The organism is Plesiocystis pacifica SIR-1 (assembly GCF_000170895.1).
GTDB classification, from domain to species: domain Bacteria; phylum Myxococcota_A; class Polyangia; order Nannocystales; family Nannocystaceae; genus Plesiocystis; species Plesiocystis pacifica.
In genome coordinates this window covers 20,506-40,542 of sequence record NZ_ABCS01000019.1, presented here as the reverse complement: position 1 = coordinate 40,542, position 20,037 = coordinate 20,506, and the positions used below count along the sequence as shown (strand labels likewise).

At 72.5% G+C, this 20,037-nt stretch carries 19 protein-coding genes; 11 read left to right on the top strand and 8 right to left on the bottom strand.

Annotated elements, in window-relative coordinates:
- Window positions 1-4 precede the first annotated feature (4 nt).
- Window positions 5-2,896, bottom strand: a complete 2,892-nt coding sequence (locus PPSIR1_RS12180) for a serine/threonine-protein kinase (RefSeq protein WP_086001260.1) — start codon at window positions 2,894-2,896, stop codon at window positions 5-7.
- A gap of 144 nt (window positions 2,897-3,040) precedes the next feature.
- Here PPSIR1_RS12180 and PPSIR1_RS12175 point away from each other — a divergent pair, with 144 nt between their 5' ends.
- Window positions 3,041-3,655 carry an RNA polymerase sigma factor gene (locus tag PPSIR1_RS12175; protein WP_006971363.1) on the top strand — a complete coding sequence of 205 codons (615 nt, stop codon included), beginning with the start codon at window positions 3,041-3,043 and terminating at the stop codon, window positions 3,653-3,655.
- Window positions 3,656-3,658: 3 nt separating this feature from the next.
- Here the strand turns inward: PPSIR1_RS12175 and PPSIR1_RS12170 are convergent, their stop codons facing one another.
- The 3 genes from PPSIR1_RS12170 to PPSIR1_RS12160 form a co-directional block, all read right to left on the bottom strand.
- On the bottom strand, window positions 3,659-4,381 hold the full coding sequence (locus PPSIR1_RS12170) for a DUF4437 domain-containing protein (RefSeq protein ID WP_198154498.1): 723 nt from the start codon (window positions 4,379-4,381) through the stop codon (window positions 3,659-3,661).
- A 210-nt stretch (window positions 4,382-4,591) separates the two neighbouring features.
- Window positions 4,592-5,287, bottom strand: coding sequence for a uracil-DNA glycosylase (locus tag PPSIR1_RS12165; protein WP_006971361.1), 696 nt, complete (start codon window positions 5,285-5,287; stop codon window positions 4,592-4,594).
- Window positions 5,287-6,021 carry a haloacid dehalogenase type II gene (locus PPSIR1_RS12160; protein WP_006971360.1) on the bottom strand — a complete coding sequence of 245 codons (735 nt, stop codon included), beginning with the start codon at window positions 6,019-6,021 and terminating at the stop codon, window positions 5,287-5,289. The genes PPSIR1_RS12165 and PPSIR1_RS12160 overlap by 1 nt, the downstream gene beginning before the upstream one ends.
- Window positions 6,022-6,060: 39 nt before the next feature.
- Here PPSIR1_RS12160 and PPSIR1_RS12155 point away from each other — a divergent pair, with 39 nt between their 5' ends.
- The 3 genes from PPSIR1_RS12155 (at window position 6,061) to rocF (ending at window position 8,219) form a co-directional block, all read left to right on the top strand.
- On the top strand, window positions 6,061-6,534 hold the full coding sequence (locus PPSIR1_RS12155) for an HNH endonuclease (RefSeq protein WP_006971359.1): 474 nt from the start codon (window positions 6,061-6,063) through the stop codon (window positions 6,532-6,534).
- A 333-nt stretch (window positions 6,535-6,867) separates the two neighbouring features.
- A complete protein-coding gene (locus PPSIR1_RS12150) occupies window positions 6,868-7,296 on the top strand; it encodes a response regulator (protein WP_006971358.1) in 429 nt (142 codons plus the stop codon).
- Window positions 7,296-8,219: an arginase gene (gene rocF, locus PPSIR1_RS12145; protein ID WP_006971357.1), complete on the top strand. Its 924-nt coding sequence runs from the start codon at window positions 7,296-7,298 to the stop codon at window positions 8,217-8,219. Before PPSIR1_RS12150 ends, rocF begins: the two co-directional genes overlap by 1 nt.
- A 19-nt stretch (window positions 8,220-8,238) precedes the next feature.
- On the opposite strand, the gene PPSIR1_RS12140 is transcribed toward rocF, so the two are convergent.
- Window positions 8,239-8,874 (bottom strand): glutathione S-transferase family protein, encoded by a 636-nt coding sequence (locus PPSIR1_RS12140; protein ID WP_006971356.1) that lies wholly within the window; start codon window positions 8,872-8,874, stop codon window positions 8,239-8,241.
- Window positions 8,875-8,992: 118 nt separating this feature from the next.
- On the opposite strand from PPSIR1_RS12140, the gene PPSIR1_RS12135 reads away from it, so the two are divergent.
- The 4 genes from PPSIR1_RS12135 (at window position 8,993) to PPSIR1_RS12125 (ending at window position 12,637) form a co-directional block, all read left to right on the top strand.
- A complete protein-coding gene (locus PPSIR1_RS12135; protein ID WP_198154497.1) occupies window positions 8,993-9,907 on the top strand; it encodes a tetratricopeptide repeat protein in 915 nt (304 codons plus the stop codon).
- A 120-nt stretch (window positions 9,908-10,027) separates the two neighbouring features.
- Entirely contained in the window at window positions 10,028-10,162 is a 135-nt protein-coding gene (locus PPSIR1_RS50745) for a hypothetical protein (protein ID WP_269744703.1), read from the top strand.
- Window positions 10,163-10,264: 102 nt separating this feature from the next.
- On the top strand, window positions 10,265-11,548 hold the full coding sequence (locus tag PPSIR1_RS12130; protein WP_006971353.1) for a pyridoxal phosphate-dependent aminotransferase: 1,284 nt from the start codon (window positions 10,265-10,267) through the stop codon (window positions 11,546-11,548).
- Window positions 11,549-11,752: 204 nt separating this feature from the next.
- Complete coding sequence (locus PPSIR1_RS12125) at window positions 11,753-12,637, top strand: SDR family NAD(P)-dependent oxidoreductase (RefSeq protein ID WP_006971352.1); 885 nt, start codon at window positions 11,753-11,755, stop codon at window positions 12,635-12,637.
- Between the two features lie 6 nt (window positions 12,638-12,643).
- Here the strand turns inward: PPSIR1_RS12125 and PPSIR1_RS12120 are convergent, their stop codons facing one another.
- The 3 genes from PPSIR1_RS12120 to PPSIR1_RS12110 all read right to left on the bottom strand — a co-directional run bounded on the left by PPSIR1_RS12120 (window position 12,644) and on the right by PPSIR1_RS12110 (window position 15,799).
- Window positions 12,644-13,378 (bottom strand): transglutaminase family protein, encoded by a 735-nt coding sequence (locus PPSIR1_RS12120; RefSeq protein WP_006971351.1) that lies wholly within the window; start codon window positions 13,376-13,378, stop codon window positions 12,644-12,646.
- 4 nt (window positions 13,379-13,382) lie between these two features.
- Window positions 13,383-13,961 carry a peptide deformylase gene (def, locus tag PPSIR1_RS12115; RefSeq protein ID WP_006971350.1) on the bottom strand — a complete coding sequence of 193 codons (579 nt, stop codon included), beginning with the start codon at window positions 13,959-13,961 and terminating at the stop codon, window positions 13,383-13,385.
- Between the two features lie 98 nt (window positions 13,962-14,059).
- A complete protein-coding gene (locus tag PPSIR1_RS12110; protein ID WP_338047287.1) occupies window positions 14,060-15,799 on the bottom strand; it encodes an MXAN_5187 family protein in 1,740 nt (579 codons plus the stop codon).
- An 86-nt stretch (window positions 15,800-15,885) separates the two neighbouring features.
- Here PPSIR1_RS12110 and PPSIR1_RS12105 point away from each other — a divergent pair, with 86 nt between their 5' ends.
- The 3 genes from PPSIR1_RS12105 to selA are packed head-to-tail and all read left to right on the top strand — an operon-like array spanning window position 15,886 to window position 19,815.
- The gene (locus tag PPSIR1_RS12105) at window positions 15,886-17,889 is read left to right on the top strand and encodes a ComEC/Rec2 family competence protein (protein WP_006971348.1); all 2,004 of its coding nucleotides are present in this window, start codon (window positions 15,886-15,888) and stop codon (window positions 17,887-17,889) included.
- Window positions 17,890-17,938: 49 nt separating this feature from the next.
- Entirely contained in the window at window positions 17,939-18,421 is a 483-nt protein-coding gene (locus PPSIR1_RS42490) for an FHA domain-containing protein (protein WP_053335351.1), read from the top strand.
- The gene (gene selA, locus PPSIR1_RS12095) at window positions 18,418-19,815 is read left to right on the top strand and encodes an L-seryl-tRNA(Sec) selenium transferase (RefSeq protein WP_006971346.1); all 1,398 of its coding nucleotides are present in this window, start codon (window positions 18,418-18,420) and stop codon (window positions 19,813-19,815) included. The genes PPSIR1_RS42490 and selA overlap by 4 nt, the downstream gene beginning before the upstream one ends.
- Window positions 19,816-20,037 lie beyond the last annotated feature (222 nt).

The window sequence follows — 20,037 nt, the reverse complement described above, 5'->3', positions numbered from 1 at the left end:
GCTCTCACTCGGGTTGGGGTGCTGCCTCGAGGGCTTCGGCGGCTCGGGCTCGGGCCCGCGAAAGATCCCCGTTGGCGCTGTGCTCGAGCACCCGGTCGAAGTGCTCGAGCGCGCGCTCGAGCGCGCGGCGGTGGTCGGGCCCGTCGAAGGTGCGGGCGAGGCCGAACCACGCCCAGGCGTGCTCGCGGGACTTCCACCACGGCAGCTCGGCGGCCTCGGGCGAGTCTTCTTCGACGACGACCAGGCCGAAGGCGGCCTGGGCCGCGGCGTCGTTGCCGGACGAGAGCGCGACGTAGCCCTCGGCCACCGCCCGGACCGCGCTGAGCTCGACCTGGTCTCCGGCCTGAGCCACGACCTCTCGGTGGGCGGCGATCGCCGCCGCGTCTTCGCCGAGCAGCATCCACAGGTTGCCGAGGGTGTAGTTGCACTCCACGGTCAGCATGCGCTCTTCGGGGTGCTGGGTGGCGAGGCGCTCGCACACCTCCGCGCGCAAGGTCGCGGCCTCGCGGGCGTCGCTGAGGCCGTGGGTCCGGACGTAGCGCGCGCGCAGGGCGTGGGGGTGGTTGGGGCCCAAGCTAGCCTCGAGCTTGGCGACGGCCTGGGCCGAGAGGGCCTCGCGGCGCAGCGGATCGTCCTCGACGGTGGACAGGTTCTGGGCGACGAAGGCGAGCTCGGGCTGGTCGAGCTCGGCGGCGTCGACCAGCTCCAGGGCCTCGACGAAGGACGCCCGCGCGCCGGCCCGATCGCCCGCGGCGAGCTGGGCGGTGCCGCGGTTGTTGAGCAGCAAGGCCCGCTCGAAGTCCGTCCGCGGCACCCGGCGGGTCAGGGCCTCGGCGAAGGGCAGGTAGGCCAAGCTGGCCTCGATGCGCTCGGGGGTCAGCCGGCTCTCGACGAACACCAGGCGCGCGAGGGCCTCGAGGGCCGGGGCGTCCATGCCGATCTCGAAGCCGAGCAGCGAGGCCTCGCGCAGGCGCTCGCCCGCCTCGGGGAAGCGGTTGGCGTGGAGCAGGGCGCGGCCGTGGGCGAGCAGGACCTCGACCTGCACCGGGGCGTAGGCCAGGCTGCGGGCGCGCAGCTCGAGGGGGCCGAAGCCGTCGAGGGCCTCGCCGTCGCGGCCGGCGGTCAACAAGGTGGACAGGCGCAGCAGCTCGGCGCGCAGCTCGTCGGCCTCGGCGGCCTGCTCGGGGTCGGCCGGCGGCGCGAGGGCGGCGAGCTCGAGGGCCTCGACGTCGGCGCAGGCGTCGAGCTCGGGGAGGGCCTCGACGAGCTCCACCGCGCGGGGCAAGCGGGCCGCGTCCAGGCCCGCGAGGGCGTCGGCGGTCGCGTCGAGGGCCAGCTTGGCGCGGTCGAGGCAGGCCGTGCGGCGGTCGAAGAGCGCGTCGGACTGCTCGCCGCGCAGGTGGGTCTCGCAAGCCGCGGTGCGCATCGCCACCCAGTCCGCGGCGTAGCCGTCGAGGGCCCCGAGCGAGCGCGCCGCGGCCTCGCCCGCGTAGTCGCGCCCGGTCCCCAGCAGCGCGTCGGAGACCGCTTCGCGCCGCGACGCCGACCACACCTTTGCGAGCTGCTCCGGCGCGCCCGAGCACTGCTCGACGGTCGAGTCGCCGCGCAGCTGCCAGGCCGCCGCCGCGCTGCCCAGGCTCATGGCGACGGCGAGGGTCCCCGCGAACACGCGCCGACGCATGCGCTGACGGTCGCGGCCGAGCTCGACGAGCAGGGCGTCCATGGACGGGAAGCGATCCTCCGGGCGGCGCTCGAGCCCGCGACGCAAGATCGGCCACAGCCACCGCGGCACCTCGGTGTTGCGCGGGGGCTCGCGCCGCTCGCCCATGAGCGTGGCCTTGCGGATCGCGTCGAAGTCGTCCCCGGGGAAGGCCCGGCGACCGTAGAGCCCCTCGTAGAGCGCCAGGCAAAAGGCGAACTGATCCGCCGCGGGGCCGACGTCGGCGCCCAGGAACTGCTCCGGCGCCATGTAGGCCGGCGTGCCCATGATCGCCCCGGTGCGCGTGAGTCGGGGCAAGCTGCCGCTGGGTGACGCACCCGAATTCGACTGGGCCCCCGAGCGAGACTCGGCGCGCGGCCGGACCGACGCGGACGCCGATCGGCGAGAGGAGCCCTGGCGAGACTGGGTCGGCGAGTCGGGCCCGGCGAGCTCGACCTCGGACTGGGTCGCGTCGAGCTCGAAGCTCTCGCGCCAGTTGGGATTGCCGAGCTCACCCCCCACCTCGACATTGGCGTCGGCATTGGCATCGGCGGCGGTGGGCTCTGGGCCCTCGCCGTCCTCGTAGAGCGCGGGCCGGGCCAGGCCAAAGTCCAGCACCCGCACGCGCCCGTCCTCGCCGAGGATCGCGTTGGCCGGCTTGAAGTCGCGGTGCACGATGCCCAGGGCGTGGGCCGCCGCGAGCCCCTGCCCGGCCTGGAGGTAGACCTCGACGAGCTCGCGCCAGGTCGGCTCGCTCGCGCGCAGCCACCGGGACAGGTCTCGACCCGGGATGAACTCCATGGCGATGTAGACCTCGCCCTCGAGGATCCCCGCCTCGTAGACGGGGACCACGTTGGGGTGGGACAGCCGGGCGAGCATCTGGGCCTCCCGCAGCAGGCGCTCGCGGGCCTGGGTCGAGAGGTTCTGCTGCCCGCGCAGCAGCTTGATGGCGACCTGGCGATCGAGCTGCGGGTCCCGGGCGATGTGCACGCTGCCGACGCCCCCGGACCCGAGGTGGCGAACGAGCTCGAAGCGGCCCAGGCGCTCGGGCTCGTCCTCGACCACGCCAAACATCGCCGCGGCCAGGCGCTTGCGTCGCGCCGCGGCCTCCCGCCCCTCCTCGTCGTCCCTGGCGGACTCGATCTCTCGACTGACGTCCATGTCGCCGGTCACCCCATTGTGTGGGTCCTCCGCCATGGCGATCGTTCCCCGAACCAGCCGGCCCCGCCCGCTCCGGGGTCCTTCGGCCGTGCGAGTGTAATCCACAACGCAAGCGCATCACAGATCGTGACACGCCCAAGACAGATTCTGAGCCCCCTCGAACAGTGCTAGCTTCCCCGCGTGGACGACTTTGATCTCCTCGACCGCTGGCGAGACGGCGATCGGAGCGCGGGCAACCAACTGTTCCAGCGCCACTTCGAGAGCGTCAACCGCTTCTTCGAGAACAAGCTCGGCCAAGACGTCGACGACCTGGTCCAGACGACCTTCCTGCAGCTCACCCGCGACGCGGACAAGTTCCGCAAGCAGGCGAGCTTCCGGACCTACCTGTTTGCGATCGCGCGGAACCAGCTCTACCGCTACCTGCGCAAGCACATCGGCAAGAAGGACGTGGACTTCAGCTACAAGTCCCTCGCCGACATGAACACCTCGCCGCCCTCGCGCCTGGTCAACGACGAGCGCAAGCTGTTCCTGCTCGACGCCCTGCGCACCCTGCCCCTCGAGCAGCAGCTGCTCATCGAGCTCTACTACTGGGAGGACGTCAGCGTCGAGGCCCTCGCCCAGGTGTTCGAGATCGCCGCGCCCACGGTGCGCACCCGCCTGTTCCGGGCCCGGGCCGCGCTGCGTGACAAGATGGCCAAGCTGAGCGAGAAGAGCCGGGCCGCGGGCGAGGACGGCGACAGCGACAGCCTCGACGCCTGGGCCCACGGCCTGCGCGCGACCTGGGTCGGGCCCTGACGGTCAGTCGGGCGAGCGAAGGTCGAGGTCCCCCTCGGCGCGCACGTAGAGCGTGCAGTCGACCTCGGCGCGGCAGGTCAGCTGCGCCGCGCTCTCGGTCGCGCCGATCGAGCTCCCGGGCGCGAGCGAGGCTCCGTCAGCGGCACCTTCACGGCGGTGCTCGACCGACCCTTCGATGACGACGACGCGGAAGCTCGACGCGTTGCTCTCCAGCTCGGTGGTCGAGGCCGCGGGCAGACGCAAGAGCAGGCCTCGCGCCTCCTCACCGCTGGGGTCGCCCCACAGCGAGGTGAGCTCGACCCCGTCGAGCTCCCGCCACGCGAGCGCCTCGGCCGGCACGTTGATCGCCTCTTCCTCGCTCGCGTGCGCGTCCTCGACGGGGCGGACGAGGTAGGGGCCCGCGTCGATCTCGATGTAGGCGACGGTCTCCTCCCCCGCGGCCGCGGTGATGTGCACCGCCCCGAGCGGCTGCGTCCAGAAAGAGCCCGTCCCCATCCACAGCGCCTCGGCGTCCGGGTGGTCGTTGTGCACGCGACCGTGGATCACCACGCCGCGATAGGAGACGTTGTGGATGTGGGGCGGCGACTCGAAGCCGTCCACGAAGCGGACCAGGAAACCCGTCGCGCCCGCTGCGTTCCGGTCGCCCCACAGCGTCCCCGCGCGCGGGCTGGCGTCACCGCGAGCCGGGTTGAGCGGCCCCCACTCGACGTCCGCGACCGGGAGCACCACCAGCTCTCCCCCCGTGGAAGGAGGCCCGGAAGGTGGCCCGGAAGGTGGCGTCGAAGCGGTCGCCCCCGGGCCGGCGCAGGCCGTGGCGAACAGCGCGAACATGGAGAGATGACGGAGCGCCGCGGGCATGTCGCTGCTGTGTCAGGCGCTCGGCTCGAGCACCAGCTGGTTTTGATTGAGACACCATCAACGAACGGTTGACAGTGCCTACGCCCTCGTCAGCTCCCGCGCGCGCTCGAACACGCCGCGGATCATCGGCCGGGTCAACCGCTTGGTGAAGGTGTTCTGCTGGCTCGGGTGGTAGCTGCCCAGGAGCACGTAGGGCCCGACCTGGGCCTCGGCGCCGTGGCCAAATTTGGGCTTGGGCTTGACCCGGTGACCCTTGGCGGCGAGCAGGCGCAGCGCTCCGTCCCACCCAAAACCGCCCAGGGCCACGAGCACGCGCACCGCGTCGAGCAGGCGCAGCTCCTCGTGGGCCCAGGGCATGCAGGCGTCGCGCTCGGCGGTGGTCGGCTTGTTGGCAGGCGGCGCGCACTTGACCACGGAGGTCACGAAGGCGCCGGTCAACGCCAGGCCGTCGCCCCGGGCCACGGAGCTGGCCTGGTTGGCGAAGCCGGTCTCGTGCATCGCCCGGTACAGCCAGTCCCCGGAGCGGTCGCCGGTGAACATGCGCCCGGTCCGGTTGGCGCCGTGGGCCGCGGGCGCGAGGCCCACGATCAGCACGCGCGCGCGCGGATCGCCAAAGCCCGGGACCGGGACCGGGCGGCCCCAGTAGTCCTCGTCGCGGTAGGCCGCGCGCTTGACCTCAGCGACCTCTTCCCGCCAATCGACGAGGCGCTCGCACGCCCGGCAGCGGATCAGCTTGCGCTCGAGGGTGACCAGGGACTTGCTGCGCACGCCCATCAGCTCGGCGCTCCCGCCCAGCCCGCGACGAGGGTGACCAGGCTCGCGAGGTCGGGGACGCTGAAGTCGGGGGCCGGGCTCGCCTGCGCGTCGGGCTCGGGCTCGGGGACGGCCGAGCCGTCGCGGCCGCTGGCGCGCTCGACATGCACGGTGCGCAGGCCCAAGCTGCGGGCCACGCCGATGTCGTGGAAGCGGCTCTGGGCCACGTGGACCCAGCCCGCGGTCGAGGCCGCGCCGTGCTCCGACTCCAGCCACGCCCGGGCCGCGCGGAACACCGCGGGGTCGGGCTTGTAGCGCTGCACCTGCGCCGCGGTGATCACCTTGTCAAAGCGGGTGCCCAGCTGCGCGGCCGTGGCCGCGAACAGGTCGTCGTCGACGTTGGACAGGATCACCAGGCGGTGCCCGGCGGCCTGCAGCGCGGCCAGGCTCGCGCGGGTGTCGGGGAAGGGCTGCCAGCGCGGCAGGCTCTCGACGAAGGTCTCGAGCTCGTCGGCCTGCGGGGCGAAGCCCAGGTCCTTGGCCATGGCCGCGAAGCTCCGGCGCAGGACCTCGCGGTAGGGCCGGTAGTCCCCGGCCTCCACGGCCGACTCGGCCCGGGCGTAGGCCCGCAGCAGCTCCCCGGCGCTGCACACCACCTCGTGGCGGCGCAGCACCGGCTGCATCGCGACCAAGATCCCCGACTCCCAGTCGATCAGCGTGCCGTAACAGTCGAAGGACAGGGTCAGCCCGGCCATGACCACGCACCCTATCAGGCCGGCGGTTAGAATGGCGACATGCGCAACCGGACCCGACGCCTGCTGCTGTGGTGCGCGGCCACGGACTCGACCTTCGCGCTCGCCCGCCAGCGCGACCGCACGGTGCTCGCCGGCAAGTGCATCCACTGCAAGCGCAAGCTCGCCGTCGACCTCGAGGGCAACGCGCTGAGCCACGAGACCGTCGAGCACATCGTGCCGCGGACCCACGGGGGCACGGACGCCGTCGAGAACCTCGCCATCGCCTGCGCCCGCTGCAACCAGGGCAAGGGCGTGCGCCAAGATCCGCGGCCGTGGTCCGACCCGGGCTTGCAGGCCGTGATCGCGACCTTGCAAGCGCGCCGAGCCGAACGCATGCGCGAACCCCCGGAGGGCCTCGAGCTCCCCCCTCGCCCCGGCGCTCCAGAGCCCGAACCCGAGGCCGACGACGGCCCGGTCCCTCGGACGGGGCGGAAGAGCCGCAGTCGCGCCGCCAGCCGCCGACGAAAACGGTGACCGAGAGCCCGGTCCTGGCCGAAGCCGGCGGATTGGCTGTGGAGGCGAGATCGCGCATCTCGCACCTGCGCCCTTCCCCCGTCGACACGGCCGCGCCATCGGGCGACAACGCGCGGTCGGAGGGGATCTCGACGTGCACGCCGCGCTCAACCCTCGGCGAGGGCGCGTCGATTCGCCGCATCCTCAGAGAAGTGCCCCCATTTTGCGCTCAGAGCCCTTCGAAGCGAATGATCACCCTGACGCAAAACAGGGGCTGGGCGACGCCCGAGTCCGCGGTACTCTAGCGGACCCAGGGTCCTGCCACGAGCGCCCGTGGACCGAACCCACGCCTCCATGAGCTCACCCAAGGCCAGCCCCGCCGCGAGCGGGAAAGCGAGCACGGACGCCTCCGCGGACGAGCGCCCCTTGATCTTGCTCATCGACGACGAGCGCTCCGTCCGGCGCACGGTCAAGCTCATCCTCGAGACCCTCGGCTACTCCTGCGTGGTCGCCGAGGACGGCCTCGAAGGGGTCGAGCGCTTCCAAGAGCACCACGAGACCATCGCCGCCGTGCTCCTCGACATGGTCATGCCGCGCATGAGCGGCGCCCAGGCCTTCATGAAGATGAAGGAGATCAACCCCGGGGTGCCGATCATCGTGTGCTCGGGCTACGCCCCCGGCGACGACCTGCGCATCCTCGAGCGCGAGGGCCTCGCGGCCTTCCTGTCCAAGCCCTACCACCGCACCCAGCTCCGCGACGCCCTCGTCGAAGTGCTGAGCTGATGGACGTCGACATCACCAACGTCCACCTCGACCTCGGCGCGGGCCGACGAGGCACGGACATGGGCCCGGGGGCGATGCACGTCGCGGGGCTGTCGGCCAAGCTCGAGGGCCTCGGCTGCCGCGTCAACCGGGTCTCGAGCCTCAGCGCCGTGGGCGAGCAAGAGCCCGACCTCGGCGAGCCCACGGCACGCTACCTCCCGGCCATCGCGCGCCTGTGCCGGGCCCTCGCCGACGAGGTCGAGGCGAGCTGCGAGGCCGGGCGCTTCCCCCTGGTGCTCGGGGGCGACCACGCCCAGGCGATCGGCACCATCGCCGGCATGTCCCGCTACTACAAGCGCCGCGGCGAGCGGCTCGGCGTGGTCTGGGTCGACGCCCACACCGACATGAACACGCCACAGACGAGCCCCTCGGGCAACATCCACGGCATGCCCCTGGCGGTCCTGCTCGGCCACGGGCCCGCGGAGCTCGTCGCGATCGCCGGAGACGAGCCCGCCCTGCGCCCCGAGGACGTGGCGATCATCGGGGTCCGCGACGTCGACCCTTCGGAGATCCCCCTGGTCCGCCAGACCGGCGTCGGCGTCTACCCCATGTCCGAGCTCGACGCCCGCAGCTTCCCGGTGTGCGTGGCCGAGCTCGTCGAGCGCGTGTCTCGGCACACCGCCGGGGTCCACCTGTCCTTCGACCTCGACGGCGTCGACCCCCGCGAGGCCCCCGGCGTCGGCACCCCCGTGCCCGGCGGCCTGACCCTGCGCGAGTCTCACTTTCTGTGCGAGGCCCTCGCGGCCACGGGCAGGGTCGTGGGCATGGAGATGGTCGAGCTCAACCCCACCCTCGACCTGCGCAACCAGACCGGCAAGCTCGCGGTGTGGCTGATCGAGTCGGCGCTGGGCAAGACCATCCTCGGCCGCCGGCCCAGCGCCTAGCCCGAGCCACTCGGCAGGCTCAGCTGTGACGCGCGGCCGCCCGGGCGGCGTAGTACTCGCGGATCTTCGGGTGCGCCAGCACGCGCTCGCTGTGGGCCGCGAGGGTCGGGGCCAGGCGCGGGACGAGGTCCGTGGGGATGTGGTCGAAGGCCCCGAAGGCGAAGGCGCGCAGGAACACGAACACGCGGATGTCGGCGATGGTCATCGTCTCGCCGACGAACCACTGGTTGTCGCCGAGGCGCCGGGCCAGCTGGGCGAAGACCCGGGGGTAGTCGTTGGCCACGAGGGCCTCGCGCGCGGCCTGCTTGGCCTCGCCGTCGGGCATGCGCATGCTCGGGCCGATGAGGTTGGACATGTCCTCGGCGACGCTGAGGATCTCGTCGCAGCGCAGGCCCTCGATGGGGTCGGCGGGGTAGAGGCCGGCGAGGGTTGCGACGTAGCGGTTGATGCCGACGGACTCTGCGATCTCGACGCCGTCGACGGTCAGCGTGGGGATCTTGCCGTAGGGGAAGCTGGACTTGCGCGCGCCGAACTCCGGGAAGGCGAGGCGGTCGTCTTTGAAGGGAATCCCGCCGATGAACAGAGCCAGGCGCGCCGCCTCTCCGCGGCCGCCGTCGACGTCGAAGTAGGTGATCGCGAGGTCGGGGTGCGTCATGGGGCGAATGATACGGACCGCCCGGCTCCAGGGAGACACCGGATCCGCCACGATCTGGCGCACGCCCTGCCGGCACCGGCGGGTTTTCGCGGCCTGGCCAAGGGTTACACTGTCCCCGGTGTCCGCTCGCCCACGCTCGCGCCTTTGGGCCGACTGGCCCGGCCTGTTGGCCATCGCCTCCCTCGCGGTCTTGCCCGGCTGCGAGGGCGAGCTCGCGGCGCTGTTCTCCCTCGCCTTCGGCACGGCCATGGGCGCGTGGATGGTCGGGCGCGACCGCCAAAACCGGGCGCTCTACGCCGCCGAGAACCTGCGCCACGCCATCGCCACCGGGCAGCAGCGGGAGATCGAGATGAGCCTGCGCAAGCAGCTGGCGCTCGCGGCCGCGGGCGAGGCGGTCAGCGTCGAGCGCCAGTGGCTCGCGCGCGCGCAGCTGGGCGGCCTGCTCGTCGCCGAGTGGCGCCTGGACGAAGCCCGCGAGATCTACGAGGCCGAGGACACCGGGCTGTCCTCGCACCTCCAGGCCCTGGCCTCCTTCGGCCGCCACGAGCTCGCGCTGCTCACGAGCACCCCGGACCAGGCCCGGCTCGAGGCGATCCACGCCGACCGCGACGACTGCCTGCGCCACGTGCCCGCCCGCCACCGCCAGCTCGTCGCCGACGCCTGGCAGGCCCTCGAGGGCCTGTGCCTGGTCCGCATGGGCCGCGCCCGCGAGGCCGTCCCACTCCTCGAGCAGGGGCTACGCTCGTTGGCCTACAACCCCGCCCGGGTCGTCTACCTGTTCCACCTCGGCCAGGCCTACGAGCTGTCCGGACAGCGCCAGCTCGCCGCCGAGCAGTACGAGCGCGCGACCAAGGCCTTCCCCGGCACGCGCCTGGCGAGCGAGGCCAAGTCCCGGCGCATGGCCCTGGTCGAGGGCCAAGAGGGCGGCGGCATGTTCCGGCGCATGCTGCCCGAGACCCCCGTGGGCTCGTCTGCGCTCGTCCCCGCGGGAGCGGCGGGGCCGACGACGGATGAAGACGAAGACGCGGCCTGAAGGCGCAAGCGTGAGCTGGCTCGCGCAGGGTCCTGCGCCGACTGCGAGCGCGAATTTTTTCGCGGCGCAATGGTCTAGCGAAGGCCCCGGATGTGGTGTAATTCCGCGTCGGGAATGACCATGGCCGAGCAGAACAAAGACGATCAGCCCCAGGCGCCTGGCCTCACCGCCATGGCTTACTTCGCGTTGTTCCTGTTCGTCTCGCTCATCGGCCTCGTGCTCTTCCTGCAGTCGAACTTCGGCACGCCCGGCTGATCCAGCCAGGCGCGAGTTCAGCCCAGGGCGATCACAAATCGAGCGCGACCAGATCCCAGCCGGGGTCTTGCGCGCGCGTCGCAGGAGCGGTAGGGGGGCCCGATGAGCGGCGCCGCTTCGATGTTCCGTCCCGTCCCGCGCACCGGGGTCATCTACGTGATGACCGAGGCGAGCCAGCGCGGCTTTCACTACGGCCACCCCGAGTGGTGCAACCTCGGCCAGGGCGCGCCGCAGACCGGCCCGCTGCCGGGCAGCGAGGAGCGCCTGGCGACCATCGGCCTCGACGCCCAGAGCTCGGAGTACGCCCCCGTCCCCGGCCTGTGGGAGCTGCGCGAGGCCGTCGCGCGCCTCTACAACCACCGCTACCGCCGCGGCAAGGCCAGCCAGTACGGACCCGAGAACGTCGCCATCGCGGCGGGCGGACGGGTCGCGCTGACCCGCCTGGCGACCGCCCTGGGCCGGGTCAACCTCGGCCACCTGCTCCCGGACTACACCGCCTACGAAGAGCTCCTCGACGTGTTCCGGGCCTTCGTGCCCATCCCGATCGTGCTGCGCGAGCGCGAGGGCTTTCGGCTCGCGCCCGAGACCCTGCGCGAGGTGATCGTCGGCAGCGGCCTCGGGGCGGTGCTGGCCTCGAACCCCTGCAACCCGACCGGCCGCCTGATCGCCGGCGAGGACCTGCGCCGCTACGTGTCCATCGCGCGCAAGCACGGCTGCGCGCTGATCCTCGACGAGTTCTACAGCCACTACATCTACGGCCCGCCGAGCCTGCGCCACCAGGGCGAGCTGCCGCGCAGCGTCAGCGCCTGCAAGTGGGTCGAGGACGTCAACGAAGATCCCGTGGTCGTGGTCGACGGGCTGACCAAGAACTGGCGCTACCCCGGCCTGCGCATCAGCTGGACCGTGGGCCCCAAGGCGGTCATCGATCGGGTCAGCTCGGCCGGCTCCTTCCTCGACGGCGGCGCCCCCCACTGCCTCCAGCAAGCCGCCATCCCCCTGCTCGAGCCCGAGCTCGCCGACCGCGAGGCCGCCGCGATCCAGGCCACCTTCTCGGCCAAGCGCGCCATGATGCTCGAGCAGCTGAGCGCCATGGGCATCCGCGTCGCCGGCGACGAAGACGGCGGGCCCGAGGGCGCCTTTTACTGCTTCGCCGACCTGCGCGAGCTCCCGGCCCCGCTCAACGACGGCATGGCCTTCTTCCGCGCCGCCCTCGAGCGCCAGGTCATCTGCGTGCCCGGGGTGTTCTTCGACATCGACCCCGGCAACCGCCGCGAGCACATCGCCTCGCGCCTGTCGGGCTTCGTGCGGCTGAGCTTCGGGCCCGACATCGAGCAGCTGCGCACGGGCCTCGAGCGCATGGCCGCGATGATCGCCGAAGCGCGCTGAGCTGAGCTCAAGGACACAGCGCGACCATCGACCCGCACAGCCGGGCGACGAACTCTCCGTGCAGGGAGTCCCCCTCGGCCTCGACGTCGATGCTGCCGGTCCGTAAAAACCCCGGCGAGCGGAAGCAACCCCAAAAAGGGGCAGCCGCCGATGCAGGGGGGAGCGGGACAGGCCAGCCATGCTGCGCTGCTAGCATCCCGCGACATGCAGCGGATTCTGGTCACGGGCGCAAACAAGGGTATCGGCCTCGCCACGGTCGAGCGCATCCTCGCCGAGCACGAGGGCACGATGGTGTTCCTGGGCGCGCGGGACCGCGGACGCGGCGAGGCAGCGCGCGAGGGTCTGCTGGCCGAGCACCCCGACTGGGCCGAGCGCGTCGAGCTCGTCGAGCTCGACGTCAGCGACGACGCCTCCGTGTCCGCCGCGGCGGCCTCCCTGGCCGAGCGCTTCGCCGGCGAGCCCGCGCCCCTCTACGCCGTGGTCAACAACGCCGGCATCGGCCTGGGCAGCACGAGCATGGCCCAGGTCCTCGCGGTCAATACCTACGGCGTGCGCCGGGTGGTCGAGGCCTTCCTGCCGCTGCTCGATCCCGAGGCCGGCCGCGTCGTCGTGGTCAGCTCCGCCTCCGGCCCCATGTTCGTGAGCGGCTGCGACGCGGCCCGCCAGGCCTTCTTCCTCAGCGGCGCCCACGACTGGCAAACCCTCGACGCCTTCATGCAGCGCTGCCTCGCCGACCCGAGCGAGGCCGCCTTCGCCGAGCTGGGCATGGGCTCGACCAGCGCCTACGGCCTGTCCAAGGCCTGCGTGAACACCTACGTGCTGATGCTCGCGCGCCAGCGCCCGAAGCTGGCGATCAACGCCTGCACCCCCGGCTACATCGCCACGGATCTGACCGTTCCGCCCGGCGCCGCGCAAGGCAAGACGCCCGCACAGATGGGCATGAAGACCCCCCACGAGGGCGCGACGGCGAGCTTGCACCTGCTGTTCGGCGCGCTCGAAGGCAACGGCTGGTACTACGGCAGCGACGCGGTCCGCAGCCCCATGCACGCCTACCGCTCCCCCGGCGACCCGCCCTACACGGGCGACTGAAGCTCCCTAATTTAACAAGTGGTGCCGCTTGGGCGCCTCGGCGAGCAGCTCGCGGATCCGCGGCACGTCCGGGTGCAGCACCGCGAGCAGCTCGAGGGTGTCGGTGACCCGCGCGCGCTGGCCCGCCAAGGTGAAGTGCCGGCGCAGGTTCTCGATCATCCGGCTGAGGATCATCCGCGAGGGGCTGGGGTCGAGGTGGGCGCGCAGCTGGGCCGAGTGCGGCTCGACGTGGTGGCCGACGACGCCGGTATAGAGCGCGGCGAGCTCGTCGAGGAGCAGGCGCCGGCCCCCGCGGAAGGGATCCCAGATCAGCGGGTCCTCGCCCTCGAGGTCGCTGCCGACGAGGAAGTGGCCCGGGAAGCTCAGCCCGTGGAGCTCGGCGCCGCAGCGCTCGCACAGGTGCATGGTCAGCACGCTGAGGGTGATCGGCAGGCCCAGGCGGCGCTCGAGCACCCGGTCCATGAGGCTGTTGCGGGGGTCCTCGTAGTGGGACACGTTGCCGGTGAAGTGGTGGCGGCGGAGGAAGGCGAGCACGCCCTCGACGATCGCCGCGCTGCCCTCGAAGCCCTGGCAAGCCTCGGCGCAGGCCTGCTCGAGCTCGACCCGGACCTGCAGCGCCTCGGCCCAGATGTCGCCGTCTTGGAGCGCCGCCGAGTAGAGCATGGCCGCGTCGAACAGCGGCACGGCGGCGTTCGGGGGCCCGACCAGATCCGAGAAGCGCTGGAGCAGGTCGAGGCGCACGCGCTCAGCTCCCCCAACGTTCGACGAGGGCCTCCACGTGGCGACGGAAGTCATCCTCGTGGTGGCGCTTGAAGTTGTCCCAGGTGCACAGCGTGGCCGGGTCCTCGACCCGATCGAGGAACAGCTTGCCGCGCAGGTGATCGACCTCGTGCTGGTAGGTCCCGGCGGTCACGCCGGCGGTCTCGAAGTCGAGGCTGTTGCCCTCGCGGTCGAGGGCCTGGACGCGCAGCCGGGCGTGGCGGCGGACCACCCCGCGCAGGTCGGGCACGGACAGACAACCCTCGTAGTTGGCGAAGCTGTCGTCACCCAGCGGCGTCAGCTTGGGGTTGACCAGCACCGTCAGCGGGATGTTGGGCTTGTAGGGGTAGCGCGGGTTCGACTGCACCTCGAGGGCGCAGATCTGGATGGGCTCGAAGACCTGATTGGCCGCCAGGCCAGCGCCGTTGGCGTGGCGCATGGTGGCGACCAAATCGTCGATGAAGCCCTGAATTTCAGGCGTCGCCAGCTCCTCGGGAGACACCTCCCGAGCGACCTGACGCAGCACCGGGGCGCCGACACGGGCGATGGCACGTATGGTGGCCATGAGCTGCGATTGTAGCAGCCCGCGACCACGGCGCACTTTGGATTTATCGAAGCGTTGGGCTCGAGACAACTCGTCCCAAGAGCCACCGCCGCGTCAGCCTAGACCTTGATGATCTTGGCCTTGAGCGCTGCCTTGCCGTCCTTGACGTAGACGCTGAACTCCACGTCCTTGACCTCCGGCTTGGCCAGCAACGAGTCGCTCTGCTTGCGCAGCTTCTTGGCGAATTTCTCGTAGGGGAAGCTGTCGACGTTCTCGCCGCAGGCCTGCTTGGTCTCGACGAATTCCTTGTAGATCGACTTGTAGTAGGACTCCCGGTCCTGGCCCGCGTCGGCGAGGCTGATCGAGTCGTCGTCGTCGAAGCCGATCGGCCCGGCGGAGACCTCGTCGTTGAACGCAGGCGCGGCCGCCGGCTCGGGGTCGGACAGGCTCGGGGCCGGCCGGGCAGCCGCCTTCTTCTTGCGCGCCGGTCCCTCGGCCGAGGCGTGACGCTCGACGGGGGAGGGCGAGGCGCCGGGCAGATCGATCGCCGCGACGTCGTCCTCGTCCTCGTGCATCGACGAGCTCTGGGGCTCCTCGCGCACGGCGTCCTGCGAGCCGGTGACCCGCTTGTTGCTCCGCGTGCTGCCGCGCCGACGGCCCACGCCGCGCAAGCTCCGGGTGCTGTGGGTCCGCGAGCGGACGCCCGAGCTGCTCGGGTCGATGTCGGACATCTCCTCTTCCCAGGACACGCGCAGGGCTTCCATGGCCAGCTGCGCCGCCTTGCCCACGCGGCCGACCTCGCCGCCGTAGCGGTCGTGGTTGATCTCGTGCTGCTTGCCCTCGGTGATGCCGTTGAACTCGCTCATGAGCCGGCGCAGGGGCGTGTTGTACTCGAGGAAGGGCAGGTAGAAGGTCAGCACCAAGCTGATGATGAGCAGGCCCGCGACCAGGCCCCAGCCCGTCGGGCCGAGGCCTCCCTTGGCCAGCGCCACCTTGAGCGCCGTCTGCATGTCGGTCTTGGTCGAGCTCAGGGTCTTGCCCGACAGCACCACGAAGACCAGGCCGGCCTTGCCCTTGCCCGCAGGACCTGGCACGCGCGCGGCCGCGCCGAGGCGCGCGTTGGGACCCTTGCCGAGCTGAAAGGCCTGGCTGGCGCCCTCGGGGGGCACGTCGTTGAGGTGTTCGCCGAGCCAGCCGGTGAGCTCCTCGGTCTTGGCCGAGCCGATCGCCTCGCCGAAGATGGCGCCGTCTTGCACGAGGCCCGCCGGGTTCTCCGTGCCGACCACGCGCCGGAAGAAGGAGCCGCCGCCCAGCTCGACGGCCTGGATGGTGACCAGCCTGCGATTTTGGGCGAGGGGGCGCGAGACCTTGACCGCGTGGAGCTTGCCGCCGAGGCTCGCCGAGATCAGCCCGTCCTCGTCGAAGGTCAGGCTGTCGGACACGCCCGGGGCCTTCACGGCCTGGTCGAAGAGCTCCTTGTCGAAGCCGGCGCGGGCGAGGATGTTCCCGCTCTTGTCGACCACCGCCATGCTCATCAGCGGGTTCTGATTGAGCAGGGACTCGTAGGCGACGGTGTCGAAGATCTCGACGAGGGATCCCTCCTCTTCGTCGCCGACGGCCGGACGCTCGAGGGCTTCCTTGAGCCGGGTGTCACCGAGCACCGAGGGGCCGAGGGACACCGGGGAGGCGTTGATGTCCGACGCGAGGGCGGCCATGCCGGCCTCGGTGATCGCCCGGACGGCGGCTTCGTCAGCCTCGTCAAAGCCGCCGGACGAGCCGGTCGAGAGCAGGTACATGCCGGCCAGGCAAGCGGTGGCCAAGACGGCAAGAACGGCGGTCCATATCTTCGTGAAGAGCACGGCCGCCTGCGAGTGTAGGTCGTTCGGCGGGCGAAGTGGAACAAATCCTTGGTGCAAGGCCGGGGGCCGCGGGCCGACGACGAGTCGTGAGGACCACGCTGCTCGCCCTGACCTCCATCCTCGGCGTCGCCCTGGGTGCTGCGATCGCCCGCTGGACCGCCCTCGACCCGGGCCAAGGCCTGCTCGCGGCCATCCTGGCTGCCCTCGCTGCCGCTGCCGCCTTCGCCCTCGCCACCTGGCTCACGGATGCCCGACCGCCCCACGCCGCGCCGCAGCTCGACCGAGCGATCGCCCTCGCTGCGGCCCTGAGTTGCCTGGCCGCGGTCCGCGGGTTGAGCCATCCGCCCGACGCGACGCTGCGATCGGCCCAGCGCCACGGTCCGACACAACTGCGCGAGTATACAGTCGTCGGCGCGAGCCGTCCGGGGCCCCGCTGCCGAATCCGGCTCCGCGACCCCGAGCGACCCAGCCTCCCCTCCCCCCTGAGCGAGCTGGCCGAGCTGGCTGCACCGACGGTCCTCGTGTCCGCGCCGGCCGAGGTCTGCCCGCGCTGGCACGGTCAACGCGTGGCGATCGAGGCGCGCGCTTTCCGCCCAACGGGCATGGACGAGCTCGCCTCGCCCTTCGACGGCGCCGTGGATCTCGGGCCAGAGCTCGGCATCTGGGAGCGCGGCGAGCCAGCCTCCAGCCCCTACTGGCGCTGGGTCGCCCAGGGGCGGCAGCGCGCTTGGGCGCAGACCCGGGGTGACGACCGGGGCGGGCTGGTCGTCGCCACGGCCCTGGGCATGGCCGCCGCGCTCCGCCCCGAGCGACGCGATCAGCTGCGGCGCGCGGGCCTGGGTCACCTGATCGCCGTGTCCGGGCTGCACGTGACCCTCGCGGCCCTGTGGCTGCAGCAGCTCGCCCGGCGCCTCGGAGGTCTGCTCGCCTGGTCCCCGCGGGCCACGGTGGCGCTGACCTGGATCCCGCTCGCGGCCTACCTGGGGCTGACCGGCGCGCCGCCTTCGGCCCTGCGCGCGGCGGCCATGCTCGTCGCCCTCGACCTCGGGGTGATCGTGGGTCGGCCGACGCACCCGCCCACATTGCTGGCCTGCGTCGCCGCGGGGATGCTCCTGCTGTGCCCGCGCTGGCTGTTCGATCCGGGCTTTCAGCTCTCGCTCACCGCGATGGCCGCGATCGTCACCGCGCCCGCGGAGCGCTCCCCCGCAGACGTGCTGGCGCTGAGCTGGCGGATCAGCTGGGCGACCGCGCCGGTCAGCGTGGCGCACTTTGGCCACGCGCCGCTCCACGGCCTCGTCGCCAACGCCCTCGCGCTCCCGGTGTTCGCCCTGCTGATGCCCGCCGCCCTCGCGGGGGTCCTCGCCGCGCCGGTGCTCGGCTGGCAGACCGTCGAGCCCGCCCGCGCCCTCGCAGCGCCGATCCTCAGCTTCGCCGAAGTCCTCGCGGAGGTCCCCTCGGCCGGACCCGGCGCCCTCGCGGGGCTCGCCGCCCTCGCCCTGCTCGGGCACCGGCTGCGCCGCGCTCGAAGCCCCGAGCCCGTCCCGTCCCCGTCGCGCTGGCTCCCGCCCAAGCTCGCCTGCGTCGCCGCCCTCGCCCTCGTGCTGGTCCCGCGCGGTGGCTCAGACGAGGCCGAACCCGACCCCCTCGCGCGGACCTTCGACTGGGTCGCCGTGGGCTCCGTGTCCTCGCGCGCGCTGCTCGTCGCCGCGCCCGACGAGCCTGGCGCGGCCTGCCTGTTTCGGCCGATCGCGTCGGGCCGGGCTTGGGTCGAGCTGCTCGAGCGTCACGGCGTCGACCGACTCGTGCACGTCTCGCCCCGGCTGCCGCCGACCGCTGCCGAACCCGCGACCGTTCCAACCCTGGACCCGCGCAGCCGAGCCCTGGTCGTTGCGCTGCGCGAGGCCGAGTTCGGGGTCTCCGCATATCCAACGACGGACCCGCAACGATGCCCCGCCCCCGCCCGGGCCGAGGTCCGCGCGGCCCTGCGCGCGTGTCGGTGGCGACAGGGCGGACACGGCCGAGCGTGGGTGCTCGCCCGCGGCACCGAGCGCTGGTGTCGGCTCGAGGGGCGCTGGATCGCCATCGACTGACCCGGCGCCTTCTTTTGTGGGGCGCCGCCGCGAGGCTAAGCTGCCGCCCATGGCGAAGCCCCTGGCGCGACTGCTCGAAGGCGAGGACCCGTCGCGGGCCCACGCCCTCGGCGTCGGTCGCTACGTCCTGGGCCGCGATCCGGACGCCGACCTGCGCATCGAACACCCCGACGTGTCCCGCCGCCACGCCCGGCTCGAGGTGTTCGAAGACGGCGCGGAGCTGGTCGACCTCGACAGCAAGAACGGGCTGCGCGTCGACGGCCGAGCCTGCACCCGCGCCCGCTTGCGCGACGGCTCGCGCGTCGAGCTGGGCGAGCTCTCGCTGACCCTGCACCACCCCGGCGAACGCGTCGCCGCGCTGCTCGAGCGCGAGGGCGAGGTCACCCTCCGACGCCCGCGCGCCCAGCCGGCCGAGGCCGCGGACCCCTCGACCGCCGCCGGCCCGGCGCCTCGCCAGCCCTCGCTGGCCCTGCCCCTCACCTTCGCGGCCGCCTTCGCCCTCCTCGTCGTCGCCTCGCTGCTCTTGCCATGACCCGACCCGCCTCTGCCCTCGCCGCGCTGCGCCACCTGCCCAAGGTCGATCGCGTCCTCGACCACCCCGAGCTCGCCGCGCTGCCCTGGCGACGCCGCCTCGTCCACCGCTTCGTCGTCGACGCCATCGCCAGCGAGCGCGCGCGCGTGCTCGAGGCCAAGCCTGCCAAGGCCGTCGAGGTCGCCGACGCCGACGCCCTCGCCGCCCGGGTCCGCGAGCGCCTCGAGGCCCTCGCCCAGCCCCACCCGCGCCCAGTGATCAACGCGACCGGCGTGCTGCTGCACACCAACATCGGCCGGGCCCCCCTCGGCGCCGCCGCGATCGCGGCCATGGCCGCCGCCGCCGGGACCTGCGACCTCGAGATCGATCTGCGCACCGGCGCCCGCGGCAGCCGCTTCGCCTACCTGCGCCCCCTGCTCGCCGCCCTGTTCGAGGCCGAGGACGTGCACGTCGTCAACAACGGCGCCGCCGCCTTGCTGCTCGCCTGCTCCGCCCTGGGCGTCTCGCCGACCAAGCAGCACCCGACCGGCGTCGCCCTGTCCCGGGGCCAGCACGTCGAGATCGGCGACAGCTTCCGCGTCGCCGACATGGCCGCCGCCGGGGGCGTGCCGCTGGTCGCGATCGGCAGCACCAACCGCACCCACCTCCGCGACTACGCCCAGGCCGAGGTCTCCGCCCTGCTCTGGGTCCACCCCAGCAACTTCGTGCAGTCGGGCTTCGTCCGCGAGGTCGAGCTCCCCGCCCTCGCCAAGCTCGCCCGCGAGCGCGGCTTGCCGTTGATCGCCGACCTCGGCAGCGGCTCGCTCGGGCACGGGCTGCCCCCTGGCGAGCCCACGGTTGCCAGCCACATTCAGGCTGGGGCCACGCTGGTGACCTTCTCGGGGGACAAGCTCCTCGGGGGGCCGCAGGCGGGGATCCTCGCGGGGGATGCCGCGGCGATCGCTCGCTGCCGTCGCCATCCGCTGGCGCGAGCGCTGCGGCCGGGGAAGACCGCGCTCGCGGCGATTCACGCGACCGCGCTCGCCCACGCCCGGGCTCCCGAGGCGGGGAAGCCCGACGTGCCGGACCTTCCGCTGCACACCCAGGCCATGGTTCCCGCCGAGGCCTTGCGGGCCCGCGGCCTCGAGCTGTGCGCCGCCCTCGGTTGGCCCGAGTCCGCCCTCCAGCCCAGCCGCGCGACCATTGGTGGGGGCTCGCTCCCCGGCGAGGACCTCGACAGCTTCGCCCTCGTGCCGCCGGTCGCCAAGGCTCACCGCGCCGCCGCGACCCTACGACGGGGCAATCCGCCCATCATCGCGCGCGTCCACGACGAGCGGCTGTGGCTCGATCTTCGGACGCTTCACGGCGTCGACGACGAGCGCCTGCTCGGCCCCCTGCGCGCGCTGACTCCCTGAACTCTACTTTGCCCCCACAGCCGCCTGGGAGCGGGGGCGCTTCGTCGCTCCGCTCCTCCGCTTTGGCTTGATGGGCAATGGGGTTCGTGCCCTTGAGGGGGCTGGTGGTCGCCCCCCTAAGCGGGGGCGTGGATTCGTTGACAGTCTCTGAGTCGTGGACGTGGGGCAGGGAGGGCGTGAGGGCGTGGCGTCGTCCACGACGGCTAAAGTAGACAGAGGGGC